The sequence below is a fragment of the Halomonas sp. H33-56 genome (assembly GCF_040147035.1).
GTDB classification, from domain to species: Bacteria; Pseudomonadota; Gammaproteobacteria; order Pseudomonadales; family Halomonadaceae; genus Halomonas; species Halomonas litopenaei.
This window is the reverse complement of the sequence record NZ_JAMSHP010000001.1, coordinates 1,581,045-1,597,793: the sequence shown is the minus strand read 5'-3', so window position 1 is coordinate 1,597,793 and position 16,749 is coordinate 1,581,045. Positions and strand designations below refer to the sequence as shown.

Annotated in this window: 16 protein-coding genes; 3 read left to right on the top strand and 13 right to left on the bottom strand. The window is 65.7% G+C overall.

All coding sequences use genetic code 11. The features are described 5' to 3' along the window. Positions 1-24 precede the first annotated feature (24 nt). From NFH98_RS06940 to NFH98_RS06920, 5 genes are all read right to left on the bottom strand, one after another. Positions 25-1,032 carry an ArsA family ATPase gene (locus tag NFH98_RS06940; RefSeq protein WP_349622394.1) on the bottom strand — a complete coding sequence of 336 codons (1,008 nt, stop codon included), beginning with the start codon at positions 1,030-1,032 and terminating at the stop codon, positions 25-27. A 166-nt stretch (positions 1,033-1,198) separates the two neighbouring features. Further along, positions 1,199-1,465: a cory-CC-star protein gene (locus NFH98_RS06935; RefSeq protein ID WP_045993347.1), complete on the bottom strand. Its 267-nt coding sequence runs from the start codon at positions 1,463-1,465 to the stop codon at positions 1,199-1,201. Positions 1,466-1,482: 17 nt separating this feature from the next. Next, a complete protein-coding gene (locus NFH98_RS06930) occupies positions 1,483-3,156 on the bottom strand; it encodes a carbon starvation CstA family protein (protein WP_287164760.1) in 1,674 nt (557 codons plus the stop codon). Between the two features lie 172 nt (positions 3,157-3,328). Continuing rightward, complete coding sequence (locus NFH98_RS06925) at positions 3,329-3,820, bottom strand: VOC family protein (RefSeq protein WP_349622393.1); 492 nt, start codon at positions 3,818-3,820, stop codon at positions 3,329-3,331. Positions 3,821-4,164: 344 nt separating this feature from the next. Then, positions 4,165-4,689 (bottom strand): hypothetical protein, encoded by a 525-nt coding sequence (locus NFH98_RS06920; RefSeq protein ID WP_349622392.1) that lies wholly within the window; start codon positions 4,687-4,689, stop codon positions 4,165-4,167. 281 nt (positions 4,690-4,970) lie between these two features. Here NFH98_RS06920 and NFH98_RS06915 point away from each other — a divergent pair, with 281 nt between their 5' ends. Then, complete coding sequence (locus tag NFH98_RS06915; RefSeq protein ID WP_045993324.1) at positions 4,971-5,402, top strand: SpoIIAA family protein; 432 nt, start codon at positions 4,971-4,973, stop codon at positions 5,400-5,402. 21 nt (positions 5,403-5,423) lie between these two features. Here NFH98_RS06915 and NFH98_RS06910 read toward each other — a convergent pair whose 3' ends face one another. From NFH98_RS06910 to NFH98_RS06880, 7 genes are all read right to left on the bottom strand, one after another. Beyond that, positions 5,424-6,662: an alpha-hydroxy acid oxidase gene (locus NFH98_RS06910; protein ID WP_349622391.1), complete on the bottom strand. Its 1,239-nt coding sequence runs from the start codon at positions 6,660-6,662 to the stop codon at positions 5,424-5,426. Beyond that, positions 6,659-7,681, bottom strand: a complete 1,023-nt coding sequence (locus tag NFH98_RS06905; RefSeq protein WP_349622390.1) for a 2-hydroxyacid dehydrogenase — start codon at positions 7,679-7,681, stop codon at positions 6,659-6,661. The genes NFH98_RS06910 and NFH98_RS06905 overlap by 4 nt, the downstream gene beginning before the upstream one ends. Then, positions 7,674-8,615, bottom strand: coding sequence for a dihydrodipicolinate synthase family protein (locus NFH98_RS06900; RefSeq protein ID WP_286985101.1), 942 nt, complete (start codon positions 8,613-8,615; stop codon positions 7,674-7,676). Before NFH98_RS06900 ends, NFH98_RS06905 begins: the two co-directional genes overlap by 8 nt. A 76-nt stretch (positions 8,616-8,691) precedes the next feature. Beyond that, positions 8,692-9,813: a mandelate racemase/muconate lactonizing enzyme family protein gene (locus tag NFH98_RS06895; RefSeq protein ID WP_108447595.1), complete on the bottom strand. Its 1,122-nt coding sequence runs from the start codon at positions 9,811-9,813 to the stop codon at positions 8,692-8,694. Between the two features lie 99 nt (positions 9,814-9,912). Beyond that, positions 9,913-11,421: a tripartite tricarboxylate transporter permease gene (locus NFH98_RS06890; protein WP_349622389.1), complete on the bottom strand. Its 1,509-nt coding sequence runs from the start codon at positions 11,419-11,421 to the stop codon at positions 9,913-9,915. A gap of 79 nt (positions 11,422-11,500) precedes the next feature. Then, positions 11,501-12,010 (bottom strand): tripartite tricarboxylate transporter TctB family protein, encoded by a 510-nt coding sequence (locus NFH98_RS06885; protein ID WP_349622388.1) that lies wholly within the window; start codon positions 12,008-12,010, stop codon positions 11,501-11,503. A 57-nt stretch (positions 12,011-12,067) separates the two neighbouring features. Further along, positions 12,068-13,039 carry a tripartite tricarboxylate transporter substrate binding protein gene (locus NFH98_RS06880; RefSeq protein WP_045993331.1) on the bottom strand — a complete coding sequence of 324 codons (972 nt, stop codon included), beginning with the start codon at positions 13,037-13,039 and terminating at the stop codon, positions 12,068-12,070. A gap of 318 nt (positions 13,040-13,357) precedes the next feature. On the opposite strand from NFH98_RS06880, the gene NFH98_RS06875 reads away from it, so the two are divergent. Beyond that, positions 13,358-15,112 carry an IlvD/Edd family dehydratase gene (locus NFH98_RS06875; RefSeq protein WP_349622387.1) on the top strand — a complete coding sequence of 585 codons (1,755 nt, stop codon included), beginning with the start codon at positions 13,358-13,360 and terminating at the stop codon, positions 15,110-15,112. Between the two features lie 107 nt (positions 15,113-15,219). Then, entirely contained in the window at positions 15,220-15,912 is a 693-nt protein-coding gene (locus NFH98_RS06870; RefSeq protein ID WP_349622386.1) for a GntR family transcriptional regulator, read from the top strand. A gap of 147 nt (positions 15,913-16,059) precedes the next feature. Here NFH98_RS06870 and NFH98_RS06865 read toward each other — a convergent pair whose 3' ends face one another. Further along, positions 16,060-16,737, bottom strand: coding sequence for a GntR family transcriptional regulator (locus tag NFH98_RS06865; RefSeq protein WP_045993333.1), 678 nt, complete (start codon positions 16,735-16,737; stop codon positions 16,060-16,062). Between the last annotated feature and the right edge of the window lie 12 nt (positions 16,738-16,749).

Here is a 16,749-nt window from a genome sequence, read left to right as displayed (position 1 = left end):
ACCGTAGCCCTGGAATCCAGCGTCTTAAAAACCTGCGTTCTCCAGGCAGTCGGCCAGGGTCTCCAGCGCCGGGACACCCTGGACGTCGGTGGCGAGCCAGGGCACCCGCGGACGCGGCAGGTGGGCGAAGGTCGTATCGATACGCGCAAGGTAGGTCTCTTCCTGCAGGCGGCGGGCGGCAAGAAAGTCGCCGTCCGCCTCTACCGGAAGTACGCGGTTGACCAGGGTGGCGGCAACGGGAATCCCCGCCTCTTCCAGTGACGCCACGGCACGGGCGGTCTCGAGGATCGGCAGACGCTCCGGTGTCAGCACGAACAGGAAGCCATTGTGACTTGCGTCCTGGATGCGCCGGCGGGCCTGATGAAACAGCCGCCGTCGCGCCAGCAGGGTCTCGGCGATATCCCGGGTGCGCGGGTCCTGATCCCGGGACGCTGCCTCGTCGTCCGACTCGAACGGCGAGGTCACGTCGCGCCGAGAGCCAGGCGTCAGATGGGCCAGCACCTTGCCCAGATGCTCGGACTTGCGGCTGTGGGCGAGCAAACCGTCGGTCCAGGCGGCCATGGCCTCGGGCAGGCTCAACAAGCGCAGGGTATGACCGGTGGGCGCGGTGTCGAACAGCACTAGATCGTAGGGCAGGCTGTCGTCGGTCATCAGTCGCGACAGCCGCTCCAGCAGCGCCGCCTCCTGGGTCCCCGGCGACTGCCTCGACAGGCGCATCTGACGTTCCAGCTCATCCATCATGGCAGGCGTCGCATAGCGCCGCATCTGGGCGGTTACCCGCGCCAGATGCGCCTCGACCTCGCGATCAGGATCGATCTCCATGGCGTCCAGGCCGGGCAATAGCCGCCGCGGGGTATCCCCGAGTTCACTGGCAAAGACGTCGCCCAGGCTATGGGCGGGGTCGGTGGAGGCCACCAGCACGCGCTTGCCTCGGCGTGCCGCCAGCACGCCCAGCGCCGCCGACATCGAGGTCTTGCCGACGCCGCCCTTGCCGCCGACCCACAGTCGGCGTCGATCCAGCAGTTCCTTCATGGTCTTCCCTTGTCCATTCTGGTCCCTTGTCAGCCCTGTCCTTGTCAGCCCTGCCCTTGTCAGCCCTGCCCTTGTCACCCCCGGCACAGCGTTACCCCCTGTCCAGCGCACGCTCGGTCCCGGCGAAGGTTGCTAAAGGGGGGCGTGATGGTCCTCCGCCCCCGGTTCAGCAGCAGCGAAAATCGTCCAGCGGTGAGCGCTCCATGCCCATGCGCTGGTGCCAGTCGTGGAACCGTTCCATCAACAGTGGCTGAAGCTCCAGGGTGTAGTAGCCCACCGGATTGGGCATGCCCATCAGCTCCGAGAACACCAGCAGCATGAACAGGTCGTCCTCGTCGCGCCGGGCGCGGGCGATGGCGCCGCGATACGGCGCCGAGTAGGACTCCTCGGCGAAGTGGCGCGCCGAAGATAGCCAGCGACGCCACTTCGCCAGACCCTCGTCGTGATCGCTCACGGCGCCTCCCCGCGCACCTCATGACGCAGACGCTTGAGCGCCGAGGCGCACTCCATCGCCACCAGCACCGAGGCGATCAGCACCACGATATCGAGCGCCAGCAGGAAGTAGTTGCCTGCGACGAAGAAGCTCTTGAGCTGGGCCAGCAGCGCCAGCACCGTGACGATCAGCAGGAACACCAGGGGAATCAGGGTGTAATAGACCGGGCGATGGTTGCGCATCAGCATCACCGTGACCACCAGCAGGGTCAGGCCGGCCAGCAGCTGGTTGGTGGTGCCGAACAGCGGCCAGATGATCAGGCCACCGGAACCGTCTGCCCCGGCGCCGAAGGCCAGCACCAGGCACGACAGCACCGCCAGCAGGGTCGCCACCGCCGGCTTCTTCATCCACGGCTGGTCGTAGATCTCACCCCACTCCTGGAAGATGTAGCGCTGCAGGCGCAGGCCGGTATCCATGGTGGTGCCGGCGAACAGTGCCGCCATCACCGTGAGCAGGGTCGCGGCGGTGGCCTGGGGCAGGCCGATGCCGTTGTGGATGATGAAGGCACCGCCCTCGACGAAGGCGTTGACCCCACCCTTGCCGAAGGCGTCGTACATGGCCTGCCAGTCGCCGAGGGTGGCGAAGCCTGCGGTGGCCGCCAGGATCGACCCCAGCGCCAGCATGCCCTCGCCCACCGCGCCGAAGTAGCCGACGAAGCGCACGTCGGTCTCGCGATCCAGCTGCTTGGAGGTGGTGCCGGAAGACACCAGACCATGGAAACCGGAAATCGCGCCGCAGGCGATGGTCACGAACAACAGCGGGAACAGCGACGGCGTGCCCTCGGGTACATCGCTGTTGAAGCCAGGCGCAACAATGTCCGGGTTCAACAGCGCCAGGGCGCCGTAAAGGATGATCAGGCCGATGAACAGCTGCAGGCCGTTGATGTAGTCGCGCGGCTGCAGCAGCATCCACACCGGCAGCAGCGAGGCGATGGCGGCATAGCCGAACAGCAGGAGGATCCACACCGCCTGACCGGACAGCACGCCGACCTCGGTGGGCATCTGGATCGGCACCGCCGGCCCGATGCCGATCAGGGCGTAGAGCGCCACCACACCGATCACCGATACCAGGCCGAGGCCGATGATCCGGCGATAGATCAACTGACCGATGACCAGCGCCACCAGGATGGCGCCCCACACCGGGATGACCGCCGAGGGGAACTTCATCATCAGGCCGGCGATGACCACGGCAAAGACCGCGTTGACCATCAGCAGCAGCAGGAAGATCACGATCATGAAGATGCTGCGGGCGCGGGTGCCGACCACTTCCCCGGTGAGCGCGCCCACCGACTTGGCCTTGTTGCGCACGCTGGCCCAGATCGCGCCGGCGTCATGAACCCCGGCGAAGAAGATGGTGCCGAAGATGACCCACAGGAAGGCCGGTACCCAGCCCCAGATGACCGCGATGGCCGGGCCGACGATGGGCGCCGCTCCGGCCACCGAGGTGAAGTGGTGGCCCCACAGCACGTAGCGGTTGGTCGGCACGAAGTCGACGCCATCTTCGAACTCGTGGGCGGGGGTGACGAAGTCCCTGGACAGCTTCAAGATCTTCTCGGCGATGAACTTCGAGTAGATGAAGTACCCGAGGGCCATGGCGGCCAACCCCAGGACCAACACGATGACTGCACTCATGAGCGACTCCCTTGCGGCAGGTTATTGGTAACGGCCTTGCGTCGAGGGTCCCTTCCTGAAAGCACAGCACCCGTAGCCACCAGGCTCTCCTCGACGTCCTACCCCCTGCTTAACAGCTTTGTTTTTATTGGAAAAACAGCATATTGGATATCCGACAGAATGTGGACCGAGATCAACTATCGTTGCTGGATCTGGCGTTGCTGGGCCTGGCGCTGCTGGACCTGGCCTGGGGTTCGCCCGGCCCAGGCCAGAAGAAGGGATTGTGGGCCACCTCCCAGAGGTGCCCGTCAGGGTCGGCAAAGTAGCCGGAGTAGCCGCCCCAGAAGGCCTTCTGCCCAGGCTTGAGCAGGTTCCCGCCCGCTCGCCGGGCCTGGAGCAGCACCGCGTCCACTTCTTCGGGGTCCTCGGCCATGTAGGCCAGGGTCACGCCGCGAAAGCCCTCGCCACCGGCGTTGACCATCAGGTCATCGGCCAGATCGTGCCAGCCGTACAAGGCAAGCCAGGTACCCTGCAGCGAAAAGAAGGCGATCCTGGGGGCGCTGTCTTCCAGGCGAGGCCAGCCAAGCCCCTGTTGATAGAAGTCGATGGCCCGTTCGAGCGAGTGAACACCGAGGGTGATCATTCCGATACGCGGCTTGGGCGCGCGGGGTTCGACCTTTGCCATCTGGCCCTCCTGACGCTTTGGCGTACGACAGCTATTGCTGAGAGCCTAGACGGGAAAACTCTGATGCTGGAGATACAAAAAACCCGCCGTGTCGAAACGACACAGCGGGTATCAAGGTGGTTAAGCTTTTTCGTCGGATGCGTAGGCGATCGTCAGGTGTCGCGATCCTATGGGTCTGAGGCACGCGCGCACTGACCGGGGTCTAGTCTAGCCTGACTAGACTTGACCTGGCCTCGCCTCGCACCCGCCGTCGACAATCGCAGGCACCTTTCAGACAAGCCTCGGGCTTTCTTCGGAAGGTCGGCGAGCACCGGCACTTTTCGCGCAAGCCTTCCGCTTTATCCTTAGCCTTCGACAACCAGCTTATAGTCCAGGGTTGGATTCAGTGGGCAGGAGTAGACGTATTCACCGGGCTCCAGGCTGACGGCGAAATCCTCGGTCTGGCCGGTGCCGAGGCCACCGCCGGATACGCTGGGTAGCCGAGCGCGGTTGAGCAGGCCGTCGCCACGCAGCCAGAAACCCAGGTCATAGGGCACGCCCTCGTTCTTGACCCGGAACACATAGTCTCCGGCGGGCACTTTCAGCACCCTGGCCTCTGCCAGCCGCGCCTCACCGGTGTCGTCGTTGAAGGCCTCGCAGTCGGCCTTGCTCTGCGGGTGAATGCCGTGATCGGTGCCGTTCTCGCTTTCCAGGAACTGACAGCCCAGCTGAGTCAACTCGATGACGGTTGCCTGACCGGAGGACGTGTCGGCTGCCTGGGCTTGCTGTGAATGGGCCGGCGCGACCCAGCCCAGTGCCCCCACCAGGCCGAAGGCCAGGGCCCAGCTCGCCCACCCCACCGTCTGGCCTTTCTCTCCATCCGCTTGCATGTTCGCCACCCTCCTTTGCATGATGATGCCTGGTCTGGTCATGGCGCCGACATTGCTGTGTTCACACCTGTATCTATCGCTACGTTCGAAGCAAGGTCGGGGCCTACCTGTCGTTGTCGCTATCGTTACGTCAGGCCTTACGACCGAGTGCAAGGACGGCAAAGCGTTGGCGTCGAACACGGAATATCGGCCGCCATGGATGCCACAGCGACTATGCTGAGAAAATCCCGTCACGCTGCATCGCGACGTGAGTCCCGCCGTCCCCGACAAGGAGATTCAAGATGCTCGAGCAGATTCCCCACCCGGCCGAACACGTGGTCGCCATCCGCGCCGGCGGTACCGTGACCGCGCAGGAACTCCAGCAAGCCATCGATCTGATCGAAATGACCAAGAAGCGCTGCCCCAAGGTCAGCCTGGTGGCGGAACTCGATAACCTGCGATGGATGACCCTGACCGCGCTGCTGCGTGACCTGGGCTATGGCCTGACCCAGATCGGCGAGCTTGACCACTACCATCGCGCCGCGGTGATCACCGACAAGGAGTGGATCAAGCACATCGCCCATCTCGAGGACAAGCTGGTCAGGAAGATCGAGATCCGCACCTTCTCCCACAAGGAGCACAGCGCGGCCATGGAGTGGGTGGCCGAACTGCCAGAAGCAGCCACCGATGACGCCGATGAAGAGCCCGAGCAAAAGGGCTACCACGGGGCCTGACGCACATCAGGCGCGAGCGGCTCAGTCGGATGCCTTGTCGCCGGTCTCGACGCCTGCCCCGACACCCGTATCGGCGGCTGTCGTGGCACCCGCCGTCCCACCTTCCCTGCGGCGCAGCAGGTGGGGGCCGAGCTGGTCGATGGCGGTCACCCCGAGCAGCGCCATGTTGCGCTCGATCTCCTCGCTCATCAGACGAATGGCGTGGGCGACCCCTGCCCCTCCGGCGACGCTCGCCGCATAGTTGAAGGGCCGGCCGACGAACACGAAGTCGGCCCCCAGCGCCAGCGCCTTGAGCACCTGGCCGCCGCGGCGAAAGCCCCCATCGATCATCACCGGAACCTTGCCCTCCACCGCCTTTACCACCTCGGGCAGCATGGTCAAGGGAGCCACCGTAGCGTCGAGCTGGCGACCGCCGTGGTTGGACACGATCAGACCGTCGGCGCCCGCCTGGCAGGCCCGGCGCGCGTCGTCGGGATGCAGGATCCCCTTGACCACCAGCTGGCCGGGAAAGCGCGAGCGCACGTGCTCGAGGGTCGACCAGTCAAGATGACGCCGGCCGGCGAAGTCGCGGGCGGCGTGCTTCGCCAGCACCGGCACCCCGCGCGTCGCCGCGTTGTTCTCGAAGTGGGGAACGCCATGACGCAACAGGGTGCGCAGGAAGGTGCCGGTGAGCCAGCGCGGACGTGTCAGACCATCCCAGGCCAGCCGCGCGCTCGGCTTCAAGGGGCTCGAAAAGCCCGAGCGACGATGGTTTTCCGGGTTGGGCGGCACCGGGTAGTCGACGGTGATGACCAGACGCTTGTAACCGGCCTGGATGACCCGCTCAAGCAAGGCGTCGATGCCCTCCAGGGTGCCGGGCAGGTAGGCCTGGAACCAGTCCGCACCGGTGGCTTCGGCGAGTTCCTCCATGGGTATCAACGAGGATGCGCTGACGATCATCGGGATCTCGGCACGCTGGGCCTGTTCGGCCAGCACCATGTCGCCCCGGTAGGCGGTCAGCGCGCTGATACCCATGGGGGCGATACCGAAGGGCTGCGAGAACCGTTGCCCCAACAGCTCCACCTCGGTGGAAATCGACGACACATTGACCAGCGCCCTGGGCAGCCAGTGCACCTCGTTGAAGGCCTCGCGACCGGCCCTTGCCGTCTCGCCCTCCTCGGCCACGCTGGCGACATAGCCGAACAGGGGCCGCGGCAGGTGGCGACGCGCCGCCCGCTCGAAGTCGTCCAGGCTCAGGATGCGCTCGAGACGTCGCTTCATGATGCCCTCCCTGCTCGCCAGGATGACTCGTTGACGGCGTTGACCGGGCCTTCGCCGACCAGCGCACCGATCAGGTTGTCCACCGCGCGCCGCGCCATGGCAGCACGGGTCTCGTGGGTGGCCGAACCGATATGCGGCAGCACCACCACGTTGCCCATGCGCGCGAGCGGCGAGTCGGCGTCCAGCGGCTCCCGGGTAAAGACGTCGAGCCCGGCGGCGCGGATGGTGCCCTGTTCCAGCGCCTCGATCAGTGCCGTCTCGTCGACGACCTTGCCCCGGGCGATGTTGATCAGCGCGGCGGAGGGCTTCATCCGGGCAAGGGCGTCGGCGTCGATCAGGTGATGGGTGTCATCGCTGTAGGGCACCGCCAGACAGACGATGTCGGCGCGCGCGAGCAGCTCGTCCAGGGAGCAGTGTTCGGCGCCGAGGTGTTGCTCGAGCTCAGGCTTCGGTGCCCGCGCGGTGTACAGCACCGACATGCCGAAGCCCAGCGCGCCGCGCCTGGCGATCGCCGCGCCGATACGCCCCGCGCCGACGATGCCCAGTGCCTTGCCGTGCACGTCGTGACCAAACTGGTCGGGACCGACATGGGACGTCCAGCGTCCTTCCCGCACCATGCAGGACAGCTCCACCAACCGCCGCTGAGTCGCCATGATCAGGGCAAAGGCGGTATCTGCGGTGGTCTCGGTAAGCACGTCCGGGGTATTGCACAGCAGGATGCCCCGACGATTCATCGCCTCGAGCGGCAGCTGGTCGTAGCCGACCGAGATGGTCGACACCACCTCGAGATTAGGAGAGCGCTCGAGCATCGCCTCATCGAGTTCGAGCTTGCCGCCGATCAGACCGTGGGCGCTGGCCATCGCTGCCTCGAAGGCCTCGCGATTGCCCTCGTTCAGATCCTCGAAATAGTCCACCTGCCCCACCTCGTTCAAGGCCGCGAGTTCCTCCTCGCCCAGCCGCCTCAGGGCGACGATACGAGGCGCCTGCCCACGATCGCGGGCAGCGGGTGCTTTATCCATGTTGTTCCTCCTTGAGTCCCGGCATGGCGAAGTCTCGCTCTTCCAGCGCCGCGATCAGCTCCTGGCGACGCCCTGCGGCCAGTTCAATCAAGGGCGGGCGTAGCGTCGCCCAGGACGCCTGTCCCGAAAAATGTGCGGTAGCCACCTTCATCGCCGGTATCAGCGGATAGCGCTCGAACAGATCGCGCATGGCGTTCAACCCTGCCTGGCTTTCATCGGCCTCGGCTGTCTGCCAGTCGGCGGCGAGCCCGGCGATGGCCGCCGGATTGACGTTGGCGGTGGCACTGATGCAGCCCGCTCCCCCGCCGCGCAGCGTATCCAGCAGAAAACGCTCGCTGCCGGCGTACACCGCAAAGCCGTCGGCGCCGAAGGCGTCGATCAGTGCCTGGGTGTTGGCGAAGTCGCCACCGCTGTCCTTGATCCCCGCGACCATCTCGGGGAAGGCCTCGCGCAGCCGTGCGATCAGCTCGATCGACAGCGGCACCTGGGCCACCGGCGGAATATGGTAGAGATACAGCCGTAGGCGCGCATCGCCTACCCGCTCGATGACCTCGGAATAGTAGCGATAGAGCCCCTCGTCGCTGACGCCCTTGTAGTAGAACGGCGGCAGCATCAGCACTCCGGCCGCGCCCATGTCTACCGCGTCGCGGGTCAGCACGACCGTATCGTCGATGGCACAGTGGCCGGTGCCCGGCATCAGCCGGGAGGGATCGATGCCCGCCTGCCCCAGCTGTGAGAGCAATTCGCGTTTCTCGCCAAGGGTCAGCGAGTTGGCCTCGGAGTTGGTGCCGAACACCGCGAGTCCGACCCCGTGGGAATCGAGCCAGCGGCAGTGGGCAATAAAGCGCTCGGTATCGACGGCGAGATCCGACGTGAAGGGGGTGATCACCGGCGACCAGGCGTCGCTGGCATGGGCCAGGTTGGTGGCTGTCATGATGCGATTTCCTTAAATGGGGTGGAGCGCTCGATCGGGGTCGGGCGCCGCCCGACCAGCGGCCGATGACGACGGGTCACGACCAGGGCTCGCTGGCGTAGCGCTCCAGCGCCTCGCTGTCGAAGTTGAAGCCAAGGCCCGGGGCGCTCGGCAGCAGCAGGTTGCCGTCGGAGAACTGAAGCTGGGTGTCGATCAGCCGGCGGAAGTTGAGGACCTGGTCATCGGCGAAGAACTCCACCATGCGCGCGTTGGGCGCCGAGGCCACCAGGTGCACGTGCAGGTCATGGAACCAGTGGGGATAGACCTCGACCCCGTAGCTCGCCGCCGTGGCGGTGATGCGGCGAAACTCGGTGATGCCGCCGCACACGGCGGCGTCGGTCTGCAGGATCATCGCCGCCTCCTTGTCCAGCAGCTCCTTGAAGCGCCAGCGTCCGGCCTCGATCTCGCCGGTGGCGACCGGCACCGGGGTACGCTCGGCCAGACGGCGGTGGTTGTCGATGTCGTCGGGGCTGAACGGCTCCTCGATCCAGAACGGCGAGTACGCTTCGGCCATGCGCATGAACGCGAGCGCAGATGGCAGGTCGCGCCAGGCGTTGTTGGCATCCATCATCACCGCCACATGGGGGCCGACCGCCTCGCGCACCGCCGCCAGTCGCGCCTCCTCCCCGGCCAGGTCCTCGCGGCCCACCTTCAGCTTCACCGCCTTGAAGCCCTGCGCCACGTAGCCGGCCATTTCCTCGCCCAGCATCTCCGGCGTCTTGCCGTCGAGGTAGTAGCCGCCACTGGCGTAGGCCGGGACGCTGTCGCTGTCACTCGCCCCCAGGTACTTGTACAGCGGCAGCCCCGCCGCCCGGGCGTTGCGATCCCACAGGGCGGTGTCGAGAATACTGATGGCCCGCATCACCGAGCCACAGCGACCATGCAGCAGCGACTCCTGATACATGGCCTGCCACAGGCCTTCGGTGGCATGGGCGTCGGCCCCCAGCAGTACAGGCCTCAGCAGTTCGCGAACCGCCTGTGATACCAGCAGACCGGCATTGTTGCCGCCGTAGCAGAAGCCGATCCCGACCACGCCGTCGTCGCCTTCGACCTCCACCAGGGCGTAGTCGCGCTTGAACACCTGACGATTGGAGAAGCTGGTGGGATGGTCCAGCGGAACACTGATGGTGCGGGCACGGACGTCGCTGATACGCGTCATGGTGGGCTCCTTTCAAGATATTGTTGTGGTTGTCGCTAGCGTGGTTGCAGGCGTGGATGAAGCGCTGTCACCGCTATTGAAGCGGTGACAGCGCCTCGATCAGCCGGTGCGTGCCCCGCGCCGCAACGAGCTTTGCAGCCAGCGGAAGACCGGCGTGGCCTGGAGGATCGACAGCACCGCGATGCCGAGCAGCACCATGGCGATGGGGCTTTCGACGAAGATCATCGGGCTGTTCTGGCCGATCAGCATCGACTGCTGGAAGCTGGTTTCCATCACCGGCCCCAGGATCAGACCGATGACCATCGGCGCCGGTGAGATGCCGGCCTTGTTCATCCAGTAGCCGAACAGGCCGAAGCCGAGCATCAGCCCCACCTCGAACAGACTGTTGTTGATGGCGAAGGCGCCGATCACGCACAGGGTGATGATGGCGCAGGCGACGAAGCTGTCCGGCACCTTGGTCACCCCGACGCACAGCCGGGTGAACATCAGCCCCACCGCCAGCAGGCCGACATTGGCGAAGATCACCGCCCAGATCAGGGTGTAGGTGACATCGCCATAGTCGGTGAGCAGGTTGGGGCCTGGCAGGATGCCCTGGACCATCAGCGCCCCCAGCAGGATGGCGGTGGACGAACTGCCGGGGATACCGAGGGCGATGGTCGGAATCAGCGCGCCGCCGACCACCGCGTTGTTGGCGGCCTCGGGGGCGGCGACGCCGGCGATGTCGCCCTTGCCGAAGCGGCTCTTGTCCTTGGCAAAGCGCTTGGCCTCGTTGTAGGCAAACCAGCTCGCGGTGTCGCCGCCGGTGCCGGGGATCAGGCCGGTAACGATACCGATGCCGCCGGAGCGCAGGATGTTGGGCATCAGCGTGCGCAGCTCTTTCAGCCGCGGCACCAGCCGATCGGTGATCTTGCTGGCCACCTTGTCGCTGTCGTGGGCGTTTTCGATCAGGATCAACGCCTGGGGAATCGAGAACAGCCCGATCAGCGCCACCGTGAATTCGATGCCGGAAAACAGGTTGATGTTGCCGAAGGTCATGCGCGGTGTGCCGGTGATCAGGTCCATGCCCACGGTGCTGAGCAGCAGCCCCATGATGCCGGACAGCAATCCGCTGACGATGGAGCCCTGGGACAGCGAGCCGATGATGGTGATGCCCAGCACGGCGATGGCGAACAGCTCCACCGGGCCGAACTTCAACACCAGCACCCCCAGCAACGGTGCGGCGGTCAGCAGGGCGATCCCGCTCATCAGGCCGCCAAAGAAGGAGGCGAACAGCGACACCCCCAGCGCCTTGCCCGCCTGCCCCTGCTGGGACAGCGGAAAGCCGTCGAGCACGGTGGCCGCCGCCGAGGGCGTGCCTGGGGTCCGCAGCAGAATGGCGGCGATGGAGCCGCCGTAGGAGGCGCCGACGTACAGCGAGGCCAGCATGCTGAGCCCCGTCGCCGGGTCCATGGTAAAGGTCAGCGGCAACAGCAACGCCAGCGCCATGGTGGCGGACAGCCCCGGCATGGCGCCGACGAACAGCCCCAGCAGGGTGCCGCCGAGGATCAGCGCAATATTGGTAAAGGTGAGCACGTTGCTCAGCCCCACCATCACAAGCGAGTCGTTCATAGGGTCAGGCTCCAGGTTCGCGCGGGTGCAATGACGACCTCAGCGAAGCCGATCGGTGTGGCGAAGCGCACGACAGGACTTAAAACAACGGTGGCAACAGCGGCACGGGCAGGCCCAGAAAGCCGATGAATACCAGGCAGACCACGGTGATCAGACCGGCGATGCCGATCAGACTGAAGCGCAGCGACACATGGCGCACCAGCCACAGCGACAGGCCCATGAAGGCCGCCGTGGCGACCACATAGCCGAGCCAGGAGATGCTGTAGATGTAGACGGCGGCGAACACGAACACCGCCATCGCCTTGAGCGGCCTGGCGGGCGGCGCGGGCGCGCCATCGCCTTCGGTGAGTTCGCCCTCGGCCAGCTGACTGCCCTCGAGGGTGGGCGCGGCGCTCGACGAGGCCTGGGCCCGCGCGCGGGAATGCGCGGTCAACTCCTGCACGATCATGGCGATGGCGAACAGTCCCACCACCACCGCGTAGATCAGCGGCATCCGCGCCGCGGCGTCGGGATAGCCCAGCGAGGTGACCCCGAACAGCGTGGCCACCCCCAGGGCGAAAAGGCCAAACAGCAGGCGACTGAGTTTCATCAGTATGACTCCCTAGGTCGCTTGCCGACGGGCCAGGCCCGTCGGCAAGCGCACCGATCAACCGTTGATCTCGTCCTTCACGCTGGCCCAGATCTCCTCGAACTGGCCTTCCATGTCCTCGATCATCTGGCGATAGTCGTCGCCGGTCTGGATATCGAGGTTCATGGCCCGCTCCTCGGCGACCTTCTTGAACTCCTCGTTGGTCTTGAGTGCCTCGAAGGCGTCGATCAGCTGCTGGCGCGCCTCATCGGGGATGCCGGCCGGTGCGCTGTAGCCACGTGAGGAGCCGGCCACCACCTCGATGCCCTTCTCGCTCAGGGTCGGCACGTCGGGCAGCATCGACAGGCGCTCGCGGGCAAACACCGCCAGCGGCCTCAGGCTACCGGACTGAATGTGCCCGTAGACGTTGCCCAGGTTGTTGAAGCTGGCGTCGATCTGCCCGCCCATGGCGGCGGTGGCCGAAGGTCCGTCACCCTGGAACGGCACCTTCTGGAAGCTGATCCCCGAGGCCTGCTCGATCAGGATGGTGGAGAAGAAGTCATCACCGCCCACGCCGGAGTTGCCCACGGTGATGGTGCCCGGGTTCTCTTCGGCGGCGGCCAGGAACTCCTCCACCGTCTCGTAGGGGCTCTCCGCCGGTACCACGATGATGCCCGGGTCGGTCACCACATTGGCGATCGGGGTCAGCTCGTCCACCGAGTAGGTGATGGTGTCGTTCATGATGTAGTTGGTCATCAGCATCGGCGTATTGGTGATGCTGATGGTGGTGCCGTCGGCCTCGGTCTGCTTGGCCAGGCGGGTCCAGGCGATGGCACCGGTAGCCCCCGGCAGGTACTCGTTGACGAAGTCCACTCCCAGCGACTCGCGCAGGAACGGCTGGGTCAGCTGGGCCAGGGCGTCACTGCCCCCGCCGGCCTTGAATCCCTGCAGCACCTTGATCTCGTCGCCGGCGGAGTACTCCGCCATGGCGGCGCCGGGCAGAAGCAGGGTCGACAGAAGGATGGCGGCGTAAGCTCCACGATGTTTCATGGCTGCACCTCTTGTGCGGTTGTCGTTGTCTTTATCGTTGTCTTGCACTGGTACGTGCGACGGGCGCGGTCATCGCGCACCTGCTCAGGCGCTGTCTCCGAGCGCTGGGCCCTGTCTCAGGACGCTGGGGCGCTGAGTCGGGGCGAAGGCGCCGGGCACGTCGTGACTGCCAGATTCAACGTAGACGGTCGCCAATAAAATTGTCAATAATCTTGTTAACCATCTTTTCTCGTCCTAACCTAGCTAGCGAACCACGACGCAACGCCCTCCTGCGAAGGGGCTGTTCGGCGCCAGCGATAAAGATACGAGGACCGATCGATGAGCCAGGACTCAGACAACAACCACAACAACGCCACCCGGGGCATGTCCAACCGCCTGACCAACTACGGTGACGCCGACTTTTCGCTGTTTCTGCGCAAGGCGTTCATCAAGGGCATGGGCTATACCGACGATGCGCTGTCGCGGCCGGTGATCGGCATCGCCAACACCTACAGCGGCTACAACGCCTGTCACGGCAACGTGCCGGGGCTGGTCGAGAGCGTGAAGCGAGGGGTGATGCTGGCCGGCGGGCTGCCGGTGGAGTTCCCCACCATCACGCTGCATGAGTCCTTCGCCCACCCCACCAGCATGTACCTGAGAAACCTGATGGCACTGGACACCGAGGAGATGATTCGTGCCCAGCCGATGGATGCCGTGGTGGTGATCGGCGGCTGTGACAAGACGGTGCCGGCCCAGCTGATGGCGGCGGCCAGCGCCGATATACCCACCGTCCAGCTGGTCACCGGGCCCATGCTGTCGGGCTCCCATCGCGGCACCCGGGTCGGCGCCTGTACCGACTGCCGTCGCTACTGGGCGGCCTACCGCGGCCAGGACATCGACGACGCCGAGATCAGCGAGGTCAACGACAAGCTGGTGCCTACCGTGGGTACCTGTTCGGTGATGGGCACCGCCAGCACCATGGCCTGCCTGGCCGAGACCCTGGGCATCATGCTGCCCAACAGCGCCACCGCGCCGGCGGTCTACGCCGACCGCCAGCGCATCGCCGAGCAGTCCGGGACCGAAGCGGTACGGCTGGCCCGTGACGGGGTCACGCCCTCCCGGATCCTGACCCCCAAGGCCTTTGAAAATGCCCTGCGGGTGCTGCTGTCACTGGGAGGGTCGACCAACGGTCTGATCCACCTGACCGCCATCGCCGGTCGGCTGGGCATCGACATCGACCTGGACGCCTTCGATCGCATGAGCCGCGAGACGCCGGTGCTGGTCGACCTCAAGCCCTCCGGCGAGGGCTATATGGAGGATCTGCATCGCGCCGGCGGCCTGCCGACGCTGCTGCGAGAGCTGAAGCCCCTGCTGCACCTGGACACCATGACGATCAATGGTCGCACCCTGGGCGAGAACATCGACGCGGCGGTGCATCTGGTCGAGCAGCCGGTGGTGCGCCCACGCTCCCGCCCTGTCTACGCACAAGGCGGTATCGCCGTGCTGCGCGGCAACCTGGCCCCGGCCGGCGCCATCATCAAGCAGTCGGCGGCGTCTGCGGAGCTGATGCAGCATCGCGGACGGGCGGTGGTCTTTCATTCGCTGGAGGATCTGGCGACGCGCATCGACGATCCGGACCTGGACGTCAACGCCGACGACGTCCTGGTGCTGGCCAACATCGGCCCCAAGGGTGCTCCGGGCATGCCCGAGGCCGGATACATTCCAATCCCGAAGAAGCTCGCCACCCAGGGCGTCAAGGACATGGTGCGCATCTCGGACGGACGCATGAGCGGCACCGCCGCCGGCACCATCGTGCTGCACGTATCGCCGGAGGCCGCCGAAGGAGGGACGCTGGGGCTGGTGCGCGACGGCGACATCATCGAACTCGACGTCTCTGCCAACCGTATTTCGCTGGAAGTGGACGAGCAGACCCTGGAGAGCCGCCGCCAGGAGACCACGGCCCCGCCGCGTGAGCAGCCACCGATGCTCGGCTATCGTCGGCTGTTCATGGAGCAGATCCTGCAGGCCGACCAAGGCTGTGACTTCAAGGTGTGCCGCCCCGAGCCCCACTGTCGCGTGCCGACCCAGGAGTGAGGAAAGTCATTCGAGCCGATGAAGGCGGTGAGCGCTATTGATAGACTGGAGTCGGCGACGGGACCGTCTCGTCGCCGCTTCACCATCGTGATCGCAGAGGATGCGAGATGAGCCAGGTCAACGTGCAGGACCCTTCCAACAGCACCCGTCGTCCCAGCGCCACCAGCGTGGCGGAGGACATCGTCGGCAGTGTCGAGGAGGACATCGTGCTGGGGCGTCTGCACCCCAGGGAGCGACTGGTCGAGGAGGACCTGATCGAGCGCTTCGACTGCAAGCGCCACGTGGTGCGTCAGGCGCTGTTCCAGCTCGAGAGCATCGGCCTGGTCGAACGTATCAGAAACCGCGGCGCCTTCGTCAAGGCCTACACGCCCGAAGAGGTCGAGCAGCTCTACGCCATGCGTGAGATCCTCGAACTCGCCGGTGTCGACGCCCTGCCACTACCGGCGCCGGAGCGGTGGCTGAGCGAACTGGAGGACATCCACCAGCGCTACAGCGCTGCCGTGGACGCCCATGATCTGCGACGGGTATTCCATCTCAATATCGCCTTTCACCGCACCCTGTTCGCGGCGACCGGCAATCCCTACCTCTACGAGACCATCAACGAGTTCGCCCAGAAGGCCCACGGCATTCGTTTTATCGCCATCGCCGACAGCCACAGCCTGTCCCGGGCGCGCCATGAGCATCAGGCGATGATCGAGGCGATCCGACAGCAGGACCGCCACGCACTGCGCGAGCTGTGCCGTCAGCACCTGCTGCCCTCCAAGAATCGCTACCTCGAGCTGCATCCTTCCAATCGCTAGGCGCTGACATCCGTCGCAGGCATCCCTTGAAGGCGCCCCTGGCAGGCGCCCCTGGCGACCTCCGGGAACTGACGCGCCACTAGACTCTTCCAGCGCGTCCTCCAGCGCGTCTTCCAGCAGCCGACAGGCCAGACCGTCAGCAAGATGTCAGCCTTGCTCGCAGGCGCCCTTGGCGACCTCCCAGGACTGACGGATATGATCTTCGAGAAGGTAGCGGGCATCGTGGATACGCCGGTCCAGCGCCAGCTCGACCAGCTCGCCGTGCTGGGCATCGAGGCGGTCACGAATCTCCGGGTTGCCCGGTGCCAGACGACGATAGCGATCGAACTGATCGTGCAACTGCTCGATGAAGCGCAACAGCCAGTGTGAACCACAGGGCGCCAGCAGGGTGCGGTGAAAACGCTGGTGGGCCTGCTCCCACTGTTCGATCTCGCCCTGGGCCTTGTTGGCCCGCGACAGACGATGGCTGGCGGCCAGCAACTGCGACTCCCACTCGGCGTCCCCCTCCTGGAAGGCCTGGGTCAGCGCCATGCACTCCAGCTGCATACGTAGCCGAGAGATATCCTCGAGTTCTTCCGCCGACAGCGGCGGCACCCGGAAGCCGCGCTGATTGTGCTGCTCCAGCAGGCCGTAGGCGGCCAACCGGTTGAGCGCCTCGCGCAGCGGGCTCAGCCCCACCTCGTAGCGCTCTTTCAGCGCGCTGATGGCGAGCTTCTCCCCCGCCGCAAAACGCCCACGGATCAGGTCCTGCTTCAGCGCACTGAATACCTGGCTCGCCGCCGTCTCGCCGCTCGCCGCCACCTCGGCTGGTTGGGAATTGATCATGACAACACTCGC